We start from the raw sequence: 20,692 nt of genomic DNA, 5'->3' as shown, positions 1-20,692 counted from the left end.
AACGAGGGCGATATTTTAAGGACGATAAAATGAAACAAATATGTTTTGCACTGGGTATGGCTGCACTGACATTAACCGCAAACCAATGTTTGGCTGACACTAAGCCGGCAATGCAAATCAGCAAAACTGCTGCTGCCGCTAACAGTGTGCAAAAGGTGCCGCTAAATACTGCGACCTTAGCACAATTAGATGCCATTCCGGGCTTGGGCGAAAAAAAGGCTCAGGCGTTACTGGATTATATCGCTGAACATGGTCCTATTAAAGACCAGGCACAGCTAACTCAGGTGAAGGGCATTGGTGAGAAGCTGGCGGCTAAAATCAGCCCCTATTTAAGCTTTAACTAAGCGCAAATTATCTTTTAATACAGCACAGCCCCGGGGTTAATCTCCCAGGGCTTTCATTTGTTCATTGGCCCATTGCACTGCGGTATGATACGCATCCGGCACTTTATCGGCCGGTAGCGTTAGATTATGTATTGCCTGGCTGGCTTCCTGCCACTGTGCGGTTTCATAAAACTGGATCAAGGTAATATAATCCGCCAGCACCCCTTGTTTCTCTACCAGGGCTTCTTTTATTTCCTTTGCCAGCGGCAGCTTGTCCATCACTGCATCGATAGGCTCATCTAAAATAGCATCCATCAGGGACATTAAACCGGTAAGGAACGCCTTGGCGGTATCTATCTTGCCATGTAATCCGGCAATGCCCTCAGCAAAGCGGGCCCGGGTCATTGACATACGCATCAATTCTGCTGGTTTGTCACTGCTGATCTGGGCAGTAAATAACAATGACAAGAAGCGTTTCAGTTCACTTTGCCCCAGTACCACCAGAGCTTGCTTAATAGTCTCGATTTCTGCGCGGCGCTTAAATACAGTGGAGTTACTGTAACGCAACAGCTTGTAAGACAAGTGCACATCGCGCTCAAACACTTTGGTAATTTTAGCCAGGTCCATATCAGCTTTGGACGTTTCGTACAGCAACTCTGCCAGCGTCATTTGTGCCGGAGACAGTGACTTACTTTGCATCATCTCAGGCTTGGAGAAAAAGTAACCCTGGAAATAGCTGAAGCCCATATCCATAGCGGTTTGAAACTCTTCGTTAGTCTCAACCTTTTCTGCCAACAGTTTAATATGAGCGAAGGGCGCGACTGCGGCTTTTATCTCATTGATGGTGTCGATAGAGGTAGAGCGGAAATCAATTTTGATAATATCAATAAAGGGATAAAAGTGGCGCCATACCGGTTGGTGAATATAGTCATCCAGCGCCAGAGTATAGCCTTGTTCTTTCAAATGCTGGCATTCGGCTAACAGGCGTTTGCCAGGCTGTACCGTTTCTAATATTTCTATCACGACTTGTTCTTTCGGCAACATGCCGGGGTACTTTTTCAGCAGGGTGTCGAGCGTAAAGTTAATAAAGCCCGGCTTATCACCAAGAAAATCATCCAGGCCAAAATTGAACTGGCTACCCTCTATCATGCGCGAGGTAGCTTCATCCCCGTCTATTTCCGGAAATGCGTTTTGCAAGCCATCACGAAACAGTAACTCATAAGCATAAAGTTGTTTGTTGCGGTCGAGGATCGGTTGGCGGGCGGCATAAAAATACATAGATGTTCTATCCAAAATGAACACTGAAACACTAATTTAGCAAAGAAGCTGATACAGGGGGTACAAGTTTTTTCACCCCCTGTATTTCTTTGCGCCGGCCCGGCCGGAACTACGCTTGTTTTAACTTATGCAACATCTGACTAAACATCTGTTGTACATCATTTGACGGTGCGCGTCCCAATTTACTAACCAACACTATGGCAAGAGTGCTGACGATAACGCCGGGTACTATTGCATAAACTACACTGTTTAACGTAGCACCATTTTCCAGCACCGGGGCATAAATCCAGAATAATACTGTAATGGCACCGGATACTATTCCGCTTAGTGCGCCGGCAAAGGTCATATTGCGCCAGTACAGGCTCAACACGACCAGTGGACCGAAAGCCGCACCAAAACCGGCCCAGGCGTTACTCACCTGCTTCAGAATAGAGCTGTCTCTGTCATACGCCAAAATTATAGCGACCACCGCTACCAGCAATACCGACAAACGGCCGATTAACACCAACTCACCCTGGCTGGCATCACGTTTAACAAAGATTTTATAGAAATCCTCGGTTAATGAACTTGATGTCACCAGCAACTGAGAGGAGATGGTACTCATAATAGCGGCCAAAATTGCGGCTAACAAAAATCCGGATATCAGCGGATGGAACAAAAATTGCGAAAATACGATAAAAATTGTTTCCGGGTCGCTCAGCGACATTTTAGTGTTGGCGACATAAGCTACGCCAACCAGACCAGTGGTAACAGCGCCTACCAGGGTAATAAACATCCAGCTGATACCGATGCGGCGTGCGGCTTTTATGTCGCGTATGCTGCGGATGGCCATAAAACGTACGATAATATGTGGCTGACCAAAATAGCCAAAGCCCCAGGACAACAGTGAAATAATACCTAATACAGACAGCGCCACACCGGTTTTGGCATCGATAAAAGGATTGAGCAGTGCCGGGTCAATACTGTTTACCTGGGTGACAACGGCACTCACACCTCCCAGGTGGTCCAGTGCCACCACCGGCACCAGAACCAGCGATACAAACATAATGCAGCCCTGGACAAAGTCGGTAATGCTCACGGCAAGAAAGCCACCAAACATGGTATAAGCCACCACCACGCCGGCGGTAACATACAGCCCCAACTCGTAGCTCAGGCCAAAAGAGCTTTCAAACAGCTTACCGCCGCCGACTACGCCGGACGAGGTATACAACGTAAAGAAAATAACAATAACCAGCGAAGAGACTACCCGTAGTATGCGGGTTTTATCGGCAAAGCGGTTTTCAAAGTAATCCGGGATGGTAATAGAATCGTTGGCAACTTCGGTATATACCCTTAGCCTTGGTGCCACAATAATGTAATTAAAAAATGCGCCGATTAATAAGCCGACAGCCATCCAGCCACTGCTGATGCCGTTTAGATACATGGCACCGGGTACCCCCATCAGCATCCAGCCACTCATATCTGAAGCCCCGGCAGATAATGCAGTAACACCCGGCCCTAGTTTGCGGCCACCGAGCATATAGCCGGACACATCACTGGTAGAGGTCCGGTAGCCGTAAAGCCCGATACTGAGCATGACAATAAAATAGATCGCAAGTGAAATAATAGTGCCTGTTTCCAAAACAGTTTCTCCTTGTATAAACAGCCGGGCTTTGTTTAAGCGCACCTTAAGCAAAAACCGGTGTAAAAAAATACCCGACACAGGTCAGGTAGAAAAATAGCAGCCTCATGCTAACAAGTTGCACGGGTGGTTACCAGCGCAACAATGCAGTTGTCAAAGTAGGGGGACTTAAGTGGGGTAGAGTGGTAACAAATCAGCTGCTTGGTTACTGTTGGCTGCGGCAGGTTGGCGCTGTAACCATTTTTGCCAGAAATCGGCGCCTTGCCAGCTGACATCAGCGTTGGCATACAGCGCAGCGTTGAGTTGTTCCAGCTCAGCTTTCATGCCGGCAAAGCCGGGCAAGGCGGCAAGTTCAGTTAATGAACTGCAGCGTTGATCCAACTGCTGGTGGGCAAAACGCAGCAGTTCAGCTTTAGCCTGTGATGCATCGTTGCGCTGACAGGCTTGCTTTAACAGCGCGCTGTTAAACTTTACCCGGCTGCTTGTGGCTACGGCTTGCTGTGGCGCAGGGCGGCGTTGCCATAGCCAATACGCGCTTAACAGCGTAGCTAGCCATAATGCCAGCAATATGCTGCTGATATGGTTCCAGCGCCAGGCGTCGCTCTTTTCCGGCGTAGGCGTAACCGCGGCATCAGCATCAGGCCGCGGTATCGTTGCGGTGTTATTAACCGGCGCGTCTGCAATTGCTTCCACCGTGAGTGTACGTGCCGGTAAGGTAGCCCATGCCAATTGTCTGGTTTGGCTGTTCCACCAGGGTAGTTTGACTTCCGGTAACACCAGTTCACCGCCTTTAGTGGCAATAACGGCGGTGGTGAAAATTTTCTGCGCTACCAGCCGGCCGTTACGCTCGGCACTTTTGGCTTGTGGTTGCTCCTGATACAGCCGCAGGCCGTCCGGAAATGCCTGTACCAGCTCCGGCAATTGGTTTTCTGCGACATCCACTGCCGACAGCGTTATGGTGCGCGTAACGGGTTCACCTTGCTTTAAGCTGGTAATGTCCGGGCTCCATTCTTCATTCAGGGTTACCAGGCCGGCCACCAGCCAACTGCCGGGGAAACTATCCGGTACGGCGCGCACTTCAATATCAATCGGCTCGGCTTGCTGTACCACGGTTTTGGTGCGGGCAAAATAGTTGTAGCGGGCGTTATCGCGGTCAATCATCTCACCGCTGAAGGTGGGGGGCGCTATGGTGAAATTGCCGCTGCGCTGCGGCGTAATGGCATAACGTCGTGTAATGGTGCGGTAGCGGATGCCATTAACTAATTCAGTACCTTCGCTGTCCTGACCAACCTGCTGAATACCGGCACCTTCCAGTTGTGGCTCTGATAACGAGCCGCGCTGTAAGTCGCCGTCAAAGTAAATGGTAACCTGATAATAGCTTAGCTGCTGTACATACAGCTGCTGCTGGTCGATGCTGGCTTGCAAAAACAGCTCGCGGTTTTTGCCGGCGGTGTTGCTTTGCACCGCATCCAGTACCTGTAACTGAATCGGTTTGGTGCTGAGCCCCTGCAGCGTAAACGCCGGAATAGTAAAATCGCCGCTGCGTTTGGGTAACAACACCACTTTCCAAATCGTGCTTTGGCTGGCTTCGCCATTGATAATGCGCGTGCTTTGACTAACAGAAGGTACCATTACGGTAAAGTCCTGCTCCAGCACACGAAAGTTAATAGCATCGGCAGCCGCTCTGGCATCGGCTTGTAACTCCAGCGTGATGGACTCGCCGCGCAGGGCCGGGTTTTTGTCGACACTGGCCGTTAACTGCGTTAGCGCCTGCAGCGGTAAACACAGCAGCAAAGTGGCAAGCAGCAGAATACGGATCACCATTGTTGCTCAACTCCCTTGGGTAAACGTTGTTGTTGGCGTTTTAAATACTCGAGATACATTTTATTGCGTAGTAATAAGGCCGGATCATCCTGCACTTTACGCAGCAAATTATCCAGTTGTTGCTGCTCTTCGGGCGTGGCGTTGGGCCAGGCTTCTCTGATGGCTTGCAATTGTTGCTCTTCAGCAGCGTCATCTTGCTGTTCCGTCTCCGTCACCGCTTGTGGTGCTTGCTGTTCAGACTCGGTTGGCTCTGCTTGTTGCTCAGCACTCTGCTGTTGTTGCGCTTCGCTTTGGCTGTCACTGTCACTTTGCGCTTCGCTGTCACCGGACTCGTCACTTTGCGACTCGCCGTCCGCATTCTGCTGTTGCTGCTGATCCTGGTTATTTTTCTGCTGGCTGTTTTGTTGCTGTTGTTGTTCCTGCTGTTGCTGTTGCAGCAATTGCTGCATCAGAGCGGCGTTTTGTTGGGCGGCACTGAAGTCGTTATCCTGTTGCAGCGCTTGCTGATAAGCATCTAACGCCTCGTCATAGCGCTGTTGTTGCGCCAGGGCATTGCCCAGGTTATGCAGGGCATCGGCTGTCGGGTTTTGCTCAGCTGCCTGGCGAAAGGCTTGTTCGGCAGCGCTATAGTCGCCGCTGCGATAGGCGGCATTGCCTTGCCACAGCGGGTCGGTAAATTTTTGCTGCGCCGCTCTGTAGTCGCCGGCGGCATAGTCTTGCTTTGCCTGTTGTTGTTTGGTTTGCCACAGGTCGCGCCATTCAACGGCATCGGCATAAGAGGGCAGCAGCAATAATGCCCCGATACTGAGCAAACTGCTGTACTTCCGCTGCAACAGCAGCAGCGGCAGTAACAACCACACCAGATAAACGGCATTGTCCTGCCATTGGTCGCCCTGAATTTGCTTTGATTGATCGGCTTGTTGCAATGCTGACAATGCCGGCAAATTAACAATATCAGCCAGCACATCGCCGCTGATGCCGGCTTTACGGTAGATGCCACCGCCCCTGGTTAGTTCCGCCAGTTGCTGATGCGGTACCTTGGGGATCACTACTGCGCCTTGCGCATTCTTTAACAGTTCACCGCTTTCCAGCTTTACCGGCGCGCCCTCGTCGCTGCCAAAACCCACGATCGACAAGCGGTGCGGCCAATTATTCAGCAAATCCTGGATCTGGCGGTAGCTGTTGCGATCAAAGCCGTCGGTAAACACCACCACGTCGCCTTGCGGATACCCGGCCTGGCGCAGCAATTTGTCGGCTTGTTGCAAGGCGGAGGCTAAGTCTGAACCTTGGGCCGGCATTATTTCCGGCTTTAAATCGGGGATCAACAAACGAATATTATTATGATCCGGTGTTAGCGGCGAGATGACAAAAGCATCACCGGCAAAACTCAGTAGCGCCAGCTCGCCTTCTTTTAATTGCTCAGTAAAGTCCAGCGCGGCAAAGCGCAGCTGGGTCAGTCGATCCGGAGCCATGTCCGTTGCCCGCATCGACAGCGACATATCCACTACCAGCACGGTGGCCTTTTTCAGCGCAAAGGCCGGTTGCGGTAGTTTTTGCCAGCTGGGGCCGGCCAGTGCCAATGTAGTTAGCAGCCAGCACAGCAGCAACAGCGGCAAAGCAAAGGGTTGCTTTTTCAGTAGCAGATGCCCGCCCAGCAACACGCCTTGCAGGTGCGGGGCAATAAGATTATGCCAGGGACTGTGCTCGCGGCGGTAGTAATACAGCAGCACACTGAATATCAGCACGGGAACTAACGCCAGTAACCATAACGGTCGTAAAAAATGAAAATCAGCCAGCATGTTTCACCACTTCGCGCCAATGCACCTTGTGTGCAGCCAGAATAAATGACAGCAGCAACGCCAGCGCTAACGGCCAGTGCAGCAAGCTGCGCTGCGGCCGATAGGTCAGGCTGTCACGCTCTATGGGTTCAAGTTGATCAATTAACTGATAAATCTGCTCTAACTCGGCTAAATTACGGGCACGGAAATAGCGCCCGCCGGTATCTTCTGCTAACTGTGTCAGCAAGCCTTCGTCCAGGTCTTGCGACGGGTTAACCGTGCGTCGACCCAATATGCTTTGTTGGATCATTTGCTCGGCACCCACACCCACGGTATGAATTTTCACCCCGGCAGCTTTGGCCAGTTGCAGCGCCTCCAGTGGCTGAATATTACCGGCGGTGTTGGCGCCGTCACTGAGTAAAATCAGCACTTTATTTGAGCTCTCATAGGTATTCAGTCGTTTTACCGCCAAACCGATGGCTTCGCCGATGGCGGTGCGGGTGCCGACTAAACGCAGTACGCTGTCATCGAGCATCTTTTGTACGGTAATTAAATCAAAGGTTAACGGTGTTTGCTGATACGCCGCATCGGCAAATAAAATCAGCCCGATACGGTCACCCTGGCGGCGCTTAATAAAGTCGCTTATTACCAGCTTTACCGCATCCAGCCGGTTCATGCTCTGGTTTTGATACTGCATATCGGCAATTTCCATCGAACCGGATAAATCCAGCGCCAACATCAGATCGCGGCCTTGCTGCGGCAAGGTTACCGGCTCACCCATCCAGCGCGGTTGGGTGGCTGCGGTGACCAGCAGCAGCCAGATCAGCATAGCCAGCGCAGAGTGCAGGCTAAACCAGCTTCGTTGTGTTTGTTGCTCAGATGAGGCCAGTTTGGCCAGCGCCGGCAAGGTTAGGGCCGCGTCAGATGCTGTTTGTCGTTTCAGCCGCAGCAATAAGGGTGCCAATGCCAGCACTGCCAGCCAGGGGTAGCCAAAATCAAGCATTGGCCGCCTCCGGGGTATTTGTTGGTATAGCGGCTTTGCCGCGGTACTGCGCCAGCCAGGCTTTGGCAAACTGATACAGCTGCTCTGTGGCGTCACTGTCAGTATCGGCACGGTACAGCAGGCTGGTTAAATCCGGCAGCGGTGCACTGTGCTGGGTGGCCAGCCAGTGCTGCCATTGCTGGGTTGGCAGGCTAAGTGCGGGGTGGCCCGGTTGATAATGTTGCAGTACGCGTTTAATTAACTGATTAATCTGTACTGCGGCGCCGGGTCTGGCCCAAAGTTTATCCAGCATTTGCTGCGCCTGGCGTTTGGCGGCGAAATAACGCCGGCGTGAATAAGCCCACAGTAGCAGATAAATTATCGTAGCTAACAACAAGGCTGCCAACAGCCACCATAAGGGCGCTAACGCAAAGCTCAGCTGTAAAGCCGGTTCACTGATGTCGGCCAGTTGCTCTAATGCTGTATCAGCCATACCACTTTCTCTCTAATTGGCTAAGCACCGGCTCGGCAGCGCTGACCGGTAGCCACTTGCAACCAAGCTGGTTGATATGTTGCTTTAATTGCTGTTGCTGCGTTTGCTGCTGCTGCGCGTAACGCTGGCGCAGGCTGCTGCTGCCAAGCTCGACATAACCGGTGTGTTGGCCATCACTGATGGCAGCCAGGCCGTTGCCGGATGCCGGCAACATTAAATCTAACGGATCTGTGATCGGGCAACAGGTGACTTCGTTGTGCTGGCGTATAGCACGGATATGGCGCAGGCCATCGTCAGTAAAGCCGGCAAAATCGGATAAAATGTACACCAGGCTGCCGGGGCGCACCAAACGGCGTAACTGGCTTAATGCGTCATTCAGGCTAAGACCACGGTTTCCTTGTGTGGTGTGTTGCACTTCGGTCAGGGCATGAAAGTAGCGTAATACGCCGTGGCTGCGGCTTTGCGGTTTTAGTTCAAAATGTTGCTGTTGGCTGAATACCAAACCACCGAGTTTGTCACCGCGTTGTTTTACATGCCAGGCAATTAGTGCGGCTAAATGCGCGGCCTGCACCGACTTAAACAGCAAGGCTGAGCCAAACTGCATACTGCTGCCAAGGTCGGTAAGAATAAATACCGGCCGCTCTTTTTCTTCACGAAACAACTTGGTGTGTACTTTACCGGTACGGGCAGTAACGCGCCAGTCGATGGTGCGCACGTCATCACCGCTTTGGTAATGGCGTACTTCATCAAACTCCATGCCGCGACCTTTGCTTTTGGCCAGATAAGTGCCGGCCAGTTTGCTGTGGATCGGCATGCGCGGCGTTAAATCCAGTACCTTAGTGTAGCGTTGATACCACAAAAGCTCACTCAGGCCTAAGCTAACGCCGTCAGCACCGCTTTGTTCAAGCCAGTCAGATTCAAACCGCATGCTGTCCATATCAGGCAGACGGCACCAGGCGCAGAATTTCACTCAGCACATCATCAGTGCTGATACCTTCAGCCTCTGCTGCATAGGTAAGGATTAAACGGTGGCGCAGCGCATTATGAAACACGGCCTGGATATCATCCGGTGTGACAAAGTCGCGACCGGCCAACCAGGCTTTGGCTCGTGCACAGCGTTCCACAGCGATAGTGGCACGCGGGCTGGCACCGTAACCAATCCAACTGGCCAGTTTGGCACTGTAGGCTTGAGCATTACGGGTGGCCATAATCAGTTGCACTATATAGTGCTCAAGGCTGTCGGCCATATGCAGCTGCAAAATGGCTTTGCGGGCGGCAAAAATATCCGCCTGGCTAATCGGGGTTACCGCGGCCTGCGCTCCCGACAGTGCTTCACCACGGGTAAGCTGCAGTATCGCCAGTTCAGTGGCGGCATCCGGGTAGTCTACTTTTAAATGCAGTAAAAACCGATCCAACTGGGCTTCCGGCAGCGGGTAGGTGCCTTCCTGCTCTAACGGGTTTTGTGTTGCCATCACCAGAAACAGCTCCGGCAGCGGGTAAGTGTTGCGCCCTACGGTCACTTGTTTTTCTGCCATGGCTTCAAGCAGGGCAGACTGTACCTTGGCCGGGGCACGGTTAATTTCATCGGCCAGAATAATATGATGAAACAGCGGGCCGCTTTGAAATTCAAACTGGCCGGTTTCCGGCCGGTAAATGTCGGTACCGGTTAAATCGGCCGGTAGCAGATCCGGTGTAAACTGAATGCGGTGGAACCGACCTTCAACACCATGCGCTAACGCATTGACGGCACGGGTTTTGGCTAAACCCGGCGGGCCTTCGACCAATAAGTGGCCGTTTGCTAACAATGCCAGTAATATACCTTCAGTAAGTTCGGATTGACCCAGTACCTGACTGTCGAGATAGGCTTTTAAGCCACTGAACGCGTTCACCATAATATTATCAGTCTTAATTAGTTGGATTTATTGGTTGTTTTATCGCCACAGACCATTAAAAACGGTCCAGGCTAAGACGTTATAACCTATATAAGGTTCCGTTGGCATTAAAACAAGTGTTTTAATTTTCAGCGACTGTCGTTACAATCGGCTGCAATAATACAGGTCAGACCTGTAACTTTGCTAATAAGAGGAACACTATGAGCTCGCCAATTAACCTAACCACCCGCCAGGGCGATCGTATCGCCATTGTCTCCGGCTTGCGTACGCCTTTTGCTAAACAAGCTACTGAATTTCATGGTGTATCGGCGCTGGATTTAGGCAAGCTGGTAGTAAATGAGTTGCTGATCAGAAGTGAGCTGGACGCCAAACTGATTGAACAGTTGGTGTATGGCCAGGTAGTACAAATGCCGGAAGCGCCGAATATTGCCCGTGAAATTGTGCTGGGTACCGGCATGAATGTACACACCGATGCCTACAGTGTTACCCGTGCTTGTGCCACCAGCTTTCAGTCGGTGGTCAGTGTGGCGGAGTCGATGATGGCCGGCATTGTGCAAATTGGTGTTGCCGGTGGTGCCGACTCCAGCTCAGTGTTGCCGATTGGTGTCAGCAAAAGGCTGGCCCGCGCGCTGGTCGATTTAAACAAGGCGCGTACTTTTGGTCAGAAACTGGCTATTTTCCGCCGCTTAGGTTTGAAAGATTTACTGCCGGTACCGCCGGCGGTGGCCGAATACAGCACCGGGTTATCGATGGGCGACACCGCAGAGCAAATGGCGAAAACCCATGGCATCAGCCGTGCCGACCAGGACGCACTGGCGCACCGCTCGCATACCCTGGCAACACAGGCATGGCAAAGTGGTGTGATGCAAAACGAAGTAATGACCGCTCATGTTGAGCCTTACTCGCGCTTTTTAGATATGGACAATAATATCCGCCAGGACTCGAAGTTAGAGTCTTATGCTAAATTAAAGCCGGTATTTGACCGTGTACATGGCAGTGTTACCGCCGCCAATGCTACCCCGTTAACTGACGGCGCCTCAGCAGTACTAATGATGACAGAAAGCCGTGCTAAGGCGCTGGGTTATACGCCGCTGGGGTACATCCGCAGCTACGCTTTCGCCGCGATCGATGTGTATGACGACATGTTAATGGGGCCATCTTACGCCACGCCGATTGCACTGGACCGTGCCGGCATGTCGTTAAACGACTTAACCCTGATTGAAATGCACGAAGCCTTTGCGGCGCAAACCCTGGCCAACGTAAAAATGTTTGCCAGCAAAAAGTTTGCCGAAGAAAAGTTAGGTCGCAGCAGCGCTATCGGTGAGATTGATATGGCCAAATTTAACGTCCAGGGCGGCTCGCTGGCTTATGGCCATCCGTTTGCTGCTACCGGCACACGCTTAATTGTACAAACATTAAATGAATTAAAACGCCGCGGTGGCGGTATTGGTTTAACTACGGCCTGTGCGGCCGGTGGTTTGGGTGCGGCAATGATAGTGGAGACAGAATAATGACCAGCAAAACCTTTAGTTTACAGGTACGTGACGACCAGGTTGGCGTGATCACTATGGATATCGCCGGCGAGTCGATGAACGTATTAAAAGCCGCTTTTGCTGATGAAATTGCCGCACTGTTGCTGGAAATTAAAGCCAATACCACGCTTAAAGGCCTGGTGTTTATCAGTGGCAAACCGGATTCCTTTATCGCCGGGGCTGATATTTCTATGCTCGACGGCTGTAAAACTGCTGACGAAGCGGCGGCTATCGGCCGGATGGGTCAGCAAATGTTTGACCAACTGGAGCAACTGCCCATTCCTCTGGTAGCTGCTATTCACGGCCCTTGTCTGGGTGGTGGTTTAGAGTTGGCGATGGCATGTCATGCCCGTGTGGCCAGCTCAGACAGTAAAACGGTACTGGGTCTGCCGGAAGTGCAGCTGGGTTTACTGCCCGGCAGCGGCGGTACCCAGCGTTTGCCGCGTTTGGTTGGCTTACAAAAAGCGTTAGACATGATCCTCACCGGTAAACAGCTGCGTGCGTCCCAGGCAAGAAAAGCAGGGTTGGTGGATGAAGTCGTACCCAACAGCATTTTGTTAGAGGCCGCAGTAAAGCGGGCGTTAAAAGGCAAGCCACAGCGTGAGCAGCCAAAGTTAAACCTGGTGGGTACAGCGCTGGAGCGCACTGCGGTTGGTCGCAATGTACTGTTTAGCCAGGCGCGTAAGCAAACGCTGAAAAAAACGCATGGCAACTATCCGGCACCACTGAAAATTTTAGATGTGATTAAAACCGGTGTTGATGATGGTATCCGCGCCGGCCTGGAAGCCGAGGCCAAAGCCTTTGGTGAGCTGTGTATGACGAAAGAGTCTGCTGCGCTGCGCAGTTTATTCTTCGCTACCACCCAGATGAAAAAAGAAAGCGGCGCCGGTGATACCAAGCCAAACCGTGTGCGTAAAGCCGCGGTGCTGGGCGGCGGCCTGATGGGCGGTGGCATAGCTAATGTTACTGCGACTAAGGCCGGCATACCGGTGCGGATCAAAGATATTAATGCACAAGGTATCAGCAACGCGTTGAAGTACAGCTATTCGCTGCTGGAGAAAAAGTTTAAGCGGCGCTTTATCAGCAAAGCAGAAATGCAAAAGCAGTTGTTGTTGATCAGCGGCACCACCGATTACAGCGGTTTTCATGATGCCGATATCGTGGTGGAAGCGGTATTTGAAGATTTAGCCTTAAAGCAGCAAATGGTGGCTGATATTGAGCAGCACTGCAGCGAAGCTACCGTGTTTGCCAGCAACACCAGCTCATTGCCGATAGGCCAGATTGCCGCCAAAGCAGCACGGCCGGAAAATGTGATTGGCCTGCATTATTTTTCACCGGTGGATAAAATGCCGCTGGTTGAAGTTATAGCGCACGAGACCACATCGGCGCAAACCATTGCTACTACAGTCGCTTTTGCCCGCAAGCAGGGTAAAACACCGATAGTGGTAAAAGACGGTGCCGGTTTCTACGTTAACCGCATTTTGGCGCTGTATATGAATGAAGCAGCCAACATTTTGCTGGAAGGTGAGCCGGTAGAGAAAATAGACAAGGCGCTGGTGAAATTTGGCTTCCCGGTCGGGCCCGTTACGCTGTTGGATGAAGTGGGCATTGATGTTGGCGCTAAAATTTCGCCGATTTTAGCCACTGAGTTGGGTGAGCGTTTTGTTGCTCCTGCTGCTTTTGATAAGCTGTTAGCTGACGGTCGTAAAGGTAAGAAGACGGAAAAAGGCTTCTATCGCTATGGCAAAAGCGTGAAAAAAGGCCAAAAAGTGGTAGATGAAAGCGTCTACACCGTGCTGGGGGTAACACCGGCGCCACGGCTGAACCAGGACGAAATCAGCAGCCGCTGCATGGTACAAATGCTGAACGAGGCGGTGCGCTGTCTGGACGAGGGCATTATAGCCTCGGCACGGGATGGTGATATCGGTGCCATTTTTGGTATTGGTTTCCCGCCGTTTCTCGGTGGCCCGTTCCGTTATATTGATCAGTTAGGTGCAGCGAACTTAGTGGCGCAGTTGCGTAACCTGCAAAGCCGCTTTGGCGAGCGCTTTGCGCCGGCAACTATGCTGGTGACCATGGCAGAGCAACAGCAGAAGTTTTATCCATAACCGTGTTTAACCCGGTTGCCGGGTTAAAATTCAACTAACGGTTAACAGTAATCCATGTGATAGGCCGGTATAATTACCGGCCTTTATTGTATTAGCCGTATTAGCCGGGGGAGCTTCCGTGTTAGTGTTACCTGTAGTGTGGTTGCTTAGCGCCGCCACTGTTTACATTGCTGCGCTGCGCAGTGGCATGAAAGCGTTAAGATGGGCCCTGGCAGCCTTAATAACCGGGCCTTTACTATTGCCGCTATTTAACAGCCACAAGCGCTTATTGTTGAACAAAGTGCGTGGCCGCAATACCATGTTGTTCCGGCCCTGAGTGTTTACTGGGGCTATTTACTGCTGCTGTGCAGCAAATTGCGCAGCAGTACAACAATATCGCTGATCTGGCTGCGCTGTGCGGCTTTGGGTAGCGACACTGCAAACAGCTCACGTGTCATCACCGGCGCATCGTTAATCAGGCGCAAACCGGCATCGGCCAGCAGGCTTTTTACCATGGTTTCAGGCAAGTAAGCCGAGCCGCCACTTTGTTGCATCAGCTCCAGCGCAATCCTGGCACTACCGGTACGCAAATACGGCGGTGGTAAGTCGGGGAAATAACGCGCATGCTGAATATCAAACGCCGTGCCCCAATCTACCAGGATGTATTGCTTACGCATGGCCTCTGCCGCGCTGTTGTCGCTAAAGGTGGTTACCGGCAGTAGTTTGATATCGCCCAGCTTATCAATTTGCATCTCATCGACTTTGGGCGCATCAAACAGGATCGCCAGATCCAGATGCCGCTCCAGTACCTGGCGGGCGATTTGATCTTTACCCATAGATTCGGCGCGCCACGATAAACCCGGCAAGGCTTGCTGAATATTAATAAAACCCTGCAACAAGAAGGCATCCCACACATTCGCCGTGGCGGCAATAGACAGCTGTAGCGCTTGTTCTGCACTTACCGCCACATCTTGCTTAGCGCGTTGCAGCGCAGTCAGCATGGCCTCTGCATGCGGCAGCAGACGTTCTCCGGCCGCTGTCAGCTGAATATTATTACGATAACGGCTAAACAAGTTAACACCAAGTTGCTGCTCCAGCTGACGAATACGAAAGCTTACTGCGGACTGGGTCAGGTAGAGATTTTCGGCCGCTTTACCAAAATGCCTTGTACGCTGAACTTCTATAAAGGTTTTGAGCAGTTCGGTATCCAAATCGAATCCTTGAATATATTTATGGTGTCGATAAAAAATATTTGTTTTACGACAGGAATTTTGTTAACCATACTCCGCACAGTTTAAACAGGCTGGCTTGATATTCAACGAGATTAGAGGAAAAAAGTGATGCAGCAAAGTTTTGTCGCTAACCGTCGCTTTTTCGATGACCGTAATTTCCCCCGGGGATTTACGCGGTCCGGGCGCTTTACTCTGGCAGAAGGTAATATGCTGGAGAAACATGGGGTGGCAATGCAGGAACTGGAGCAGGGTAGTCGTGCCCCGGTGAATGATGAAGAAAAACGCTTTTTACTGGTGTGTAAAGGTGAAGAGCCTGCTACTACAGCTTATGAAAAAACCTGGCTGAAGTATAAGCAACGGTTAGCTGAGAAACGTAAGTTTCATACGGTATTTGGTAAAAAACGCATTGCCGATGGCAGTGACGATTTTTCTTACGTCGAAACCGATTCGGACTAACCAAAAGCCCCTGCACAGGGGCTTTTTTGTCGCTGGTGATGGCGGTTTGGCCGTTGCTTACAGTATGGCCGGTACGGCTGTCAGTTTAGTACGCTGCTGTTTCTGCTGTAGTAAAAACTGCTGGAATTGTGCACCTGACAGCGGCTTGCTGTAATAGTAACCCTGCATTACGTCGCAGCGCAGCTTACGCAGCATATCCAGTTGCTCCGGTTGTTCCACCCCTTCGGCTACCACATTCAAGCTTAAGTTGTGTGCAATCGTTACTATGGTATCTACCATATTGCGGCCACGCGCGGTGTTCATATCATCAATAAAAGCTTTGTCGATTTTTAACGTGTTAAGCGGAAATTGCTTTAAATAGGCCAGCGACGAGTAGCCGGTGCCAAAGTCGTCCATTGCCAGATGAATGCCGCGCGCGCGCAGTTTTTTCATCGTTTCAATCGCCAGGGTAGGGGATTGCATAACGGTACCTTCGGTAATTTCCAATTCCAGATGGTAGGACGGCAATTCGGTTTGCTGTAAGGTATCGTCTATCTGCTCACATAAAAACGGCAGGCTGAACTGGCGTGACGATAAATTTACTGCCACCCGGCCCTGAAACAAGCCCTGATCTATCCAGCGCTTCACATCAAGGCAGGCTTTACGCAGCACCACTTCACCAATCTCAATGATCTGGCCGGTTTCTTCTGCCACCGGAATAAAAATGGCCGGGCTTATCACGCCGCCTTTTGGCGTAATAAAACGCACCAGCGCCTCCATCCCGACCAACTGGCCACTGACGATATCCATTTTTGGCTGATAGTAGACAGCAAAATAATCTTCTTTTAAACCGTGGCGGATCAGGTTCTCTATTTGCAGCCGCTTTACCGCTTGCTTGTTCATTGAATCATTAAAAAACAAATAGCGGTTTGCGCCCTGGCTTTTGGCATGATACATCGCGGTGTCGGCGTTACGCAGAAGGGCCTGCGGGTCGGCGCCGTCGTCCGGAAACAACACTATGCCGATACTGCTGGTAATGGCCAGCTCGTGCTGGTTGACCTGCATTGGCTGATTAATCAGGCTTAACAGCTCTTTGGCCAGTGAGGTGATAAAATGCAGATCGTTGGTTTGGTCCAGCAATACGGCAAATTCATCACCGCCCAGCCGGTACAGCTTGTCGCGGTAGCGGCTGTAGCTGCTCAGGCGCTGTGATAACGCCAGCAGCAAACTGTCGCCCAGTTCATGGCCCAGCGAGTCGTTAATCTTTTTAAAGTTGTCTAAATCGAATACCAGCAGCGCATGTTCGGTTTTGCTCTGTACCAGTTTGGCTAACTGTTGCATAAATACTGCACGGTTTGGCAGCCCGGTCAGGGTATCGCTGCTGGCCAGCCGGCTAAGCTCGGCCTCGCGTTGTTTACGTTCGGTAATGTCGGAGAGTACGGCAACATATTGGCTAACGTTACCTTGCTCGTCTTTAATCTGATCGAAGGTCAGCCCGGCCTGATAAATTTCGCCATTGTGGCGCTGTTCGCGGATCTCGCCGCTCCAGTTGCCGTTCTGCTGCAGAGCGCGGCGAATCTCATGCATAAAAGCAAGCGGGTACAGTGTCAATTCAAAGCGCTGTTGCAATACTTGCTGCCGTTGCTTGCCGGTTAGGCTGCTAAAGGCGGGGTTTACTTCAATAATGTTGAAGTCGGTGTCGCAAATGACGACCGCATCGGAGATGTTTTGTAAGCAACGGGCAAACAGTTGCAGTTGCTCTTCGGTTTGCTTCAGTTGCTGAATGTTTTTTAACGTACCTGTCATCCGGCTTGGCTTACCATTGGAGCCAAAGGCCACGGCTTTGCCGCGATCGAGCACCCAAGTCCAGTCGCTGTCGCTGGATTTTAAGCGGTAAGTGGCTTCAAAGTGCGTGGTTTTGCCATCGAGGTGATCTTGCAATAACTGCGACACCCGGGCTAAATCCTGTGGGTGCATCTGTTGCTTGTTCGGCGGAAAATCGGACGATTGCGGTACCGGCGCTAACGGCGTTTGCCATGAGCTGGAACGATACAACTCGCCACTGCTGATTTTCCAGTCCCACAGTTCATCGCCGCTGCCCCACAGCGACAGGCGTAAACGCTCTTCGCTGTGCTCCAGCCGTAATTGGTAGCGGCGCATTTTTACAATGCTGACATGGGCCAGCATCAGGGCGGCAAATGAGCACAGCAGCACTGCAGTTAGCACATAAGGCTGCAGAGTGTTCCAACCGTTAGCGTAAAGGCTGAAAGGCAAAATACCCAAAATTACAGCGCTGATTATTATTATTATTTTTTGTTTTAGTGTCACTTACAACAGCTACTGAGCAATAAGAATCACCACGTTATATAACTTTATCGGTACTGTCAAAAGCAATTTCGGTTTGCCGCAGCCGCAGCTTCAGGCTGGCGGCATCGCTGAACTGCAGATGGCTGTGCTGTGGTTTACCGTCGGTGGCGAGAAAAATCGCATCATAGTGTGGCAGCAGCAGTTGTTGCAAAAAGGCAACGAAGTGCTGCGGGGTTAACCGGCGTAACGCCTCGGCTATTTGCTCATTCAGGGCAAAGTGGTAATCCTGTTGCCCCAGTGCCAACCAGTAACGCTTAGCGCGGGCACCCAGGCTGTTATCGCGTTCATGTAATTGCGCCAGTAAGCCTTGTGTTATCTCAGCAAACTCTGTCGCGGTTAAGTTTTCGCTGTCGGCGAGAAAGCTGCGGAAAAACATTACCGTGGCTTCATACAGCTGCTCACAGCCGGCATTCGGCGATTGCACATAAAACGCTATACCCGGCAGCGTATTAATCGGCACATAGCCAGTGCCAACCAGGTAGCCCAGCTGCTGCTCGGTACGCAGTTGATGGAAATACTCGGGTGACAACACATGATTGGCTAACATAAACAGCGCCATGTCGTGCGGCGTCGCTTGCTGAGCCGGCAAATAAATAACCAGCGCATGGTCGCTGTGTTCCACATCCAGTTGCAGCCATACCGGGCCTTGCCCCTGCAGTTTAAATGCCGGGTTAATCAGCTGCGGCCCGGTGCTGTGTAACTGTGCCTGCCAGTTCTGCAGCACTGTGGTCAGTTGCTCTGCATGTGCCGCCGACCAGTTACCCAGCAGCAGGCTTTCAATATGCACCTGTTGCAGCAAGCGCTGATGAAACTGCATAAATTGCGTAAAACTCAATTGGTCCAGCGCATCGGCCAGTTGGTCAATTTCCGGGTTAAGCGGTTGTAACAGCGCAGATAGTTGGCTGAACAGCCGCGCGACCGGCTTGTTTTTACTGCTGTTACGCCAATGCCGGCTTAGCTGGCGCTTCAGCTCAGCAAAGCGCTGCTCACTAAACTGCTGCTGCAACATCTGTTGCAGTAATTCCTGCAGTAACAGCAGTTGGTTGCTTGCCAGGCCGCTGGTATGCAGACTGATACCCTGGCGTTGTACATGCAGGTTATACATCAGGCCAATAGTGGTAGCAGCGTAAAACTGCTGATTAATATTGTCCTGAAATAACTCAACCCACAGCCTGGTGGCTGCCAGTTGCCGGCAATCACCGATACTGTGCGGCAGGCTCAGCTGGACAAAAATATGGCCTTTGGGGCTGGCAAAATCGGTATCGGCTTTATGCCAGACACTTAAGCCGGCATCATCATGTACCTTGTGTGGGGTGGCCATATGCTCAGTGGTCGACAATAAACGAATATCGCCGTCCAGGTAGGGGTTAGGTCGCGGCAGGTAAATCTGCGGCAGTGGCGCGGTATCGTTCAACTGCTGCAGTAAGGCCGGTTGCAGCGGCGTTATACTGTACGGCGTGTGATACCAGCGCGCTTCGCGGTCAGTTTTAACCTCGGGTGCTATCAGCATCAGGCGCATATTGTTACTGTCAAAATAGCTCAGTATTTGCTGATACAAGGCCTCTTGCGGCAGCTCCATCCGGTAATCGCCGAAAATCACATCCCGGATCGGGTAGTGCTGCATACTTACCGACAAATGGTTCGCCGTTTGCAGCGCCGTTGATGGCTCCTGATATAAGTAAGCCCAGTGTAATAATTTTTGCCGCTCGGCAAACAGGGTTTCAGGCAGCGGCTGACTTTTTAACCCGGCCAGGGCGCTGAATAACGCCTGTAGAATCACATCACGCTGCTGCAGACCGCTGTCGGTTAATTCAAAGGCAATGGTAAAGTCTTTGTAGTTGCTGCCATCTATACCGCCGCCGGCACTGAGTTGATTCACCAGCCCCAGTTGCTTCAGGTAACTAAGCAGCGAGCCCGGGCCCTCATCACCCAGCAGATGGGCAATAAAGCTGATCAGTTTATGCTTATACCATTGCTGTATATCCGGCATGGCAAAACTTACCACCAACTTTTGTGTATGGCGATGCGGTTGAATATTCAGCTGAATGGCCTGGTGTTCGGCTAAATACAGCGGCACGGTTAACGGCGTTTTGGCCGGCAAATGCGCCGGCAGGGCAGCAAAATTATCAGATACCAGCTGCTGTTGCTCTGCCAGGCTTAACGACGATACCAGGGTCAGTGTCATGCGGCTGGCACTGTATTGTGCGGCAAAAAAATCTTGCAGCGCCTGCTGCAGGCTGCCATCGGCCGTATCTGCCAGGGTGCTGAGGTTGCCGACCGAAAATTTAGCAAACGGGTGCGCCGGGTTAATGCTTTCTTTGTGTACCTGATAAATCCGCCGGCCGTCGTCTTTTAATTTCAGCGAAAATTCCGCTTCAATGGCATGGCGCTCTTTTTCGACGTAATCGCTGCTAAACAGCGGCCGGCTGAACATATCGGCAAACCGGGCCAGCGCTTCGGTAAAAAATGCGGTGTCGATATCAAAGAAAAAACCGCTGTGCTCAGTGCCGGTCCAGGCATTGTGGCTGCCACCATGGTGATTAATAAATTGCTGGTAATCGCCGGCTTGCGGGTAATTTTCTGAACCCAAAAACAGCATATGTTCTAAAAAGTGGGCTAAACCCTCGCGTGGCAGCGGATCATCAAAGTGCCCGACATTAACGGTCAGGGCCGCAGCACTTTTTTCACTGTCAGCCTGATGTACTAATAGCACTGCCAGCCCGTTCGCCAGGGTCAGATATTGATAGTGGCGATGATCGTTAGGGCTTTGCAAAATTTGACTATTTTCCAATCTGATTACCTTTTTTGGCTATGGTTAAGCGGATAGACAACAGCAGTGTCATAGCGA

General features: G+C 51.5%; 16 protein-coding genes. 5 read left to right on the top strand and 11 right to left on the bottom strand.

From position 1 onward, the window contains the following. The first annotated feature begins 29 nt into the window (after positions 1-29). Positions 30-344: a ComEA family DNA-binding protein gene (locus ACTZWV_RS16790; RefSeq protein ID WP_444787645.1), complete on the top strand. Its 315-nt coding sequence runs from the start codon at positions 30-32 to the stop codon at positions 342-344. 36 nt (positions 345-380) lie between these two features. Here the strand turns inward: ACTZWV_RS16790 and ACTZWV_RS16785 are convergent, their stop codons facing one another. From ACTZWV_RS16785 to ACTZWV_RS16750, 8 genes are all read right to left on the bottom strand, one after another. After that, on the bottom strand, positions 381-1,616 hold the full coding sequence (locus ACTZWV_RS16785; RefSeq protein WP_444787644.1) for an EAL and HDOD domain-containing protein: 1,236 nt from the start codon (positions 1,614-1,616) through the stop codon (positions 381-383). 94 nt (positions 1,617-1,710) lie between these two features. Next, positions 1,711-3,222, bottom strand: a complete 1,512-nt coding sequence (gene putP, locus ACTZWV_RS16780) for a sodium/proline symporter PutP (RefSeq protein ID WP_444787643.1) — start codon at positions 3,220-3,222, stop codon at positions 1,711-1,713. Positions 3,223-3,390: 168 nt separating this feature from the next. Next, positions 3,391-5,046: a BatD family protein gene (locus tag ACTZWV_RS16775; protein WP_444787642.1), complete on the bottom strand. Its 1,656-nt coding sequence runs from the start codon at positions 5,044-5,046 to the stop codon at positions 3,391-3,393. Next, positions 5,040-6,845, bottom strand: a complete 1,806-nt coding sequence (locus ACTZWV_RS16770; protein WP_444787641.1) for a VWA domain-containing protein — start codon at positions 6,843-6,845, stop codon at positions 5,040-5,042. Before ACTZWV_RS16770 ends, ACTZWV_RS16775 begins: the two co-directional genes overlap by 7 nt. Then, positions 6,835-7,827 (bottom strand): vWA domain-containing protein, encoded by a 993-nt coding sequence (locus ACTZWV_RS16765; protein ID WP_444787640.1) that lies wholly within the window; start codon positions 7,825-7,827, stop codon positions 6,835-6,837. Before ACTZWV_RS16765 ends, ACTZWV_RS16770 begins: the two co-directional genes overlap by 11 nt. Further along, a complete protein-coding gene (locus ACTZWV_RS16760) occupies positions 7,820-8,299 on the bottom strand; it encodes a DUF4381 domain-containing protein (protein WP_444787639.1) in 480 nt (159 codons plus the stop codon). Before ACTZWV_RS16760 ends, ACTZWV_RS16765 begins: the two co-directional genes overlap by 8 nt. Further along, positions 8,292-9,227, bottom strand: coding sequence for a DUF58 domain-containing protein (locus ACTZWV_RS16755; RefSeq protein WP_444787638.1), 936 nt, complete (start codon positions 9,225-9,227; stop codon positions 8,292-8,294). The genes ACTZWV_RS16760 and ACTZWV_RS16755 overlap by 8 nt, the downstream gene beginning before the upstream one ends. A 10-nt stretch (positions 9,228-9,237) precedes the next feature. Then, positions 9,238-10,191 (bottom strand): AAA family ATPase, encoded by a 954-nt coding sequence (locus tag ACTZWV_RS16750; protein WP_444787637.1) that lies wholly within the window; start codon positions 10,189-10,191, stop codon positions 9,238-9,240. Between the two features lie 200 nt (positions 10,192-10,391). Here ACTZWV_RS16750 and fadI point away from each other — a divergent pair, with 200 nt between their 5' ends. The 3 genes from fadI to ACTZWV_RS16735 all read left to right on the top strand — a co-directional run bounded on the left by fadI (position 10,392) and on the right by ACTZWV_RS16735 (position 14,147). Continuing rightward, a complete protein-coding gene (fadI, locus tag ACTZWV_RS16745; RefSeq protein WP_444787636.1) occupies positions 10,392-11,702 on the top strand; it encodes an acetyl-CoA C-acyltransferase FadI in 1,311 nt (436 codons plus the stop codon). Then, positions 11,702-13,831 carry a fatty acid oxidation complex subunit alpha FadJ gene (fadJ, locus tag ACTZWV_RS16740; RefSeq protein WP_444787635.1) on the top strand — a complete coding sequence of 710 codons (2,130 nt, stop codon included), beginning with the start codon at positions 11,702-11,704 and terminating at the stop codon, positions 13,829-13,831. Before fadI ends, fadJ begins: the two co-directional genes overlap by 1 nt. A 118-nt stretch (positions 13,832-13,949) precedes the next feature. Next, positions 13,950-14,147 (top strand): hypothetical protein, encoded by a 198-nt coding sequence (locus ACTZWV_RS16735; RefSeq protein ID WP_444787634.1) that lies wholly within the window; start codon positions 13,950-13,952, stop codon positions 14,145-14,147. A gap of 13 nt (positions 14,148-14,160) precedes the next feature. Here ACTZWV_RS16735 and hdfR read toward each other — a convergent pair whose 3' ends face one another. Next, positions 14,161-15,021 carry an HTH-type transcriptional regulator HdfR gene (hdfR, locus tag ACTZWV_RS16730; RefSeq protein WP_444787633.1) on the bottom strand — a complete coding sequence of 287 codons (861 nt, stop codon included), beginning with the start codon at positions 15,019-15,021 and terminating at the stop codon, positions 14,161-14,163. A gap of 129 nt (positions 15,022-15,150) precedes the next feature. On the opposite strand from hdfR, the gene ACTZWV_RS16725 reads away from it, so the two are divergent. Further along, complete coding sequence (locus tag ACTZWV_RS16725; RefSeq protein WP_444787632.1) at positions 15,151-15,498, top strand: DUF413 domain-containing protein; 348 nt, start codon at positions 15,151-15,153, stop codon at positions 15,496-15,498. A 57-nt stretch (positions 15,499-15,555) separates the two neighbouring features. Here ACTZWV_RS16725 and ACTZWV_RS16720 read toward each other — a convergent pair whose 3' ends face one another. Then, positions 15,556-17,703, bottom strand: coding sequence for a putative bifunctional diguanylate cyclase/phosphodiesterase (locus ACTZWV_RS16720; RefSeq protein ID WP_444787631.1), 2,148 nt, complete (start codon positions 17,701-17,703; stop codon positions 15,556-15,558). Positions 17,704-17,839: 136 nt separating this feature from the next. Beyond that, positions 17,840-20,635: an insulinase family protein gene (locus tag ACTZWV_RS16715; protein ID WP_444787630.1), complete on the bottom strand. Its 2,796-nt coding sequence runs from the start codon at positions 20,633-20,635 to the stop codon at positions 17,840-17,842. Between the last annotated feature and the right edge of the window lie 57 nt (positions 20,636-20,692).

It is taken from the genome of Rheinheimera sp. NSM (assembly GCF_052380015.1).
GTDB lineage: Bacteria > Pseudomonadota > Gammaproteobacteria > Enterobacterales > Alteromonadaceae > Alishewanella.
This window is presented reverse-complemented; position numbering and strand designations above follow the sequence as displayed.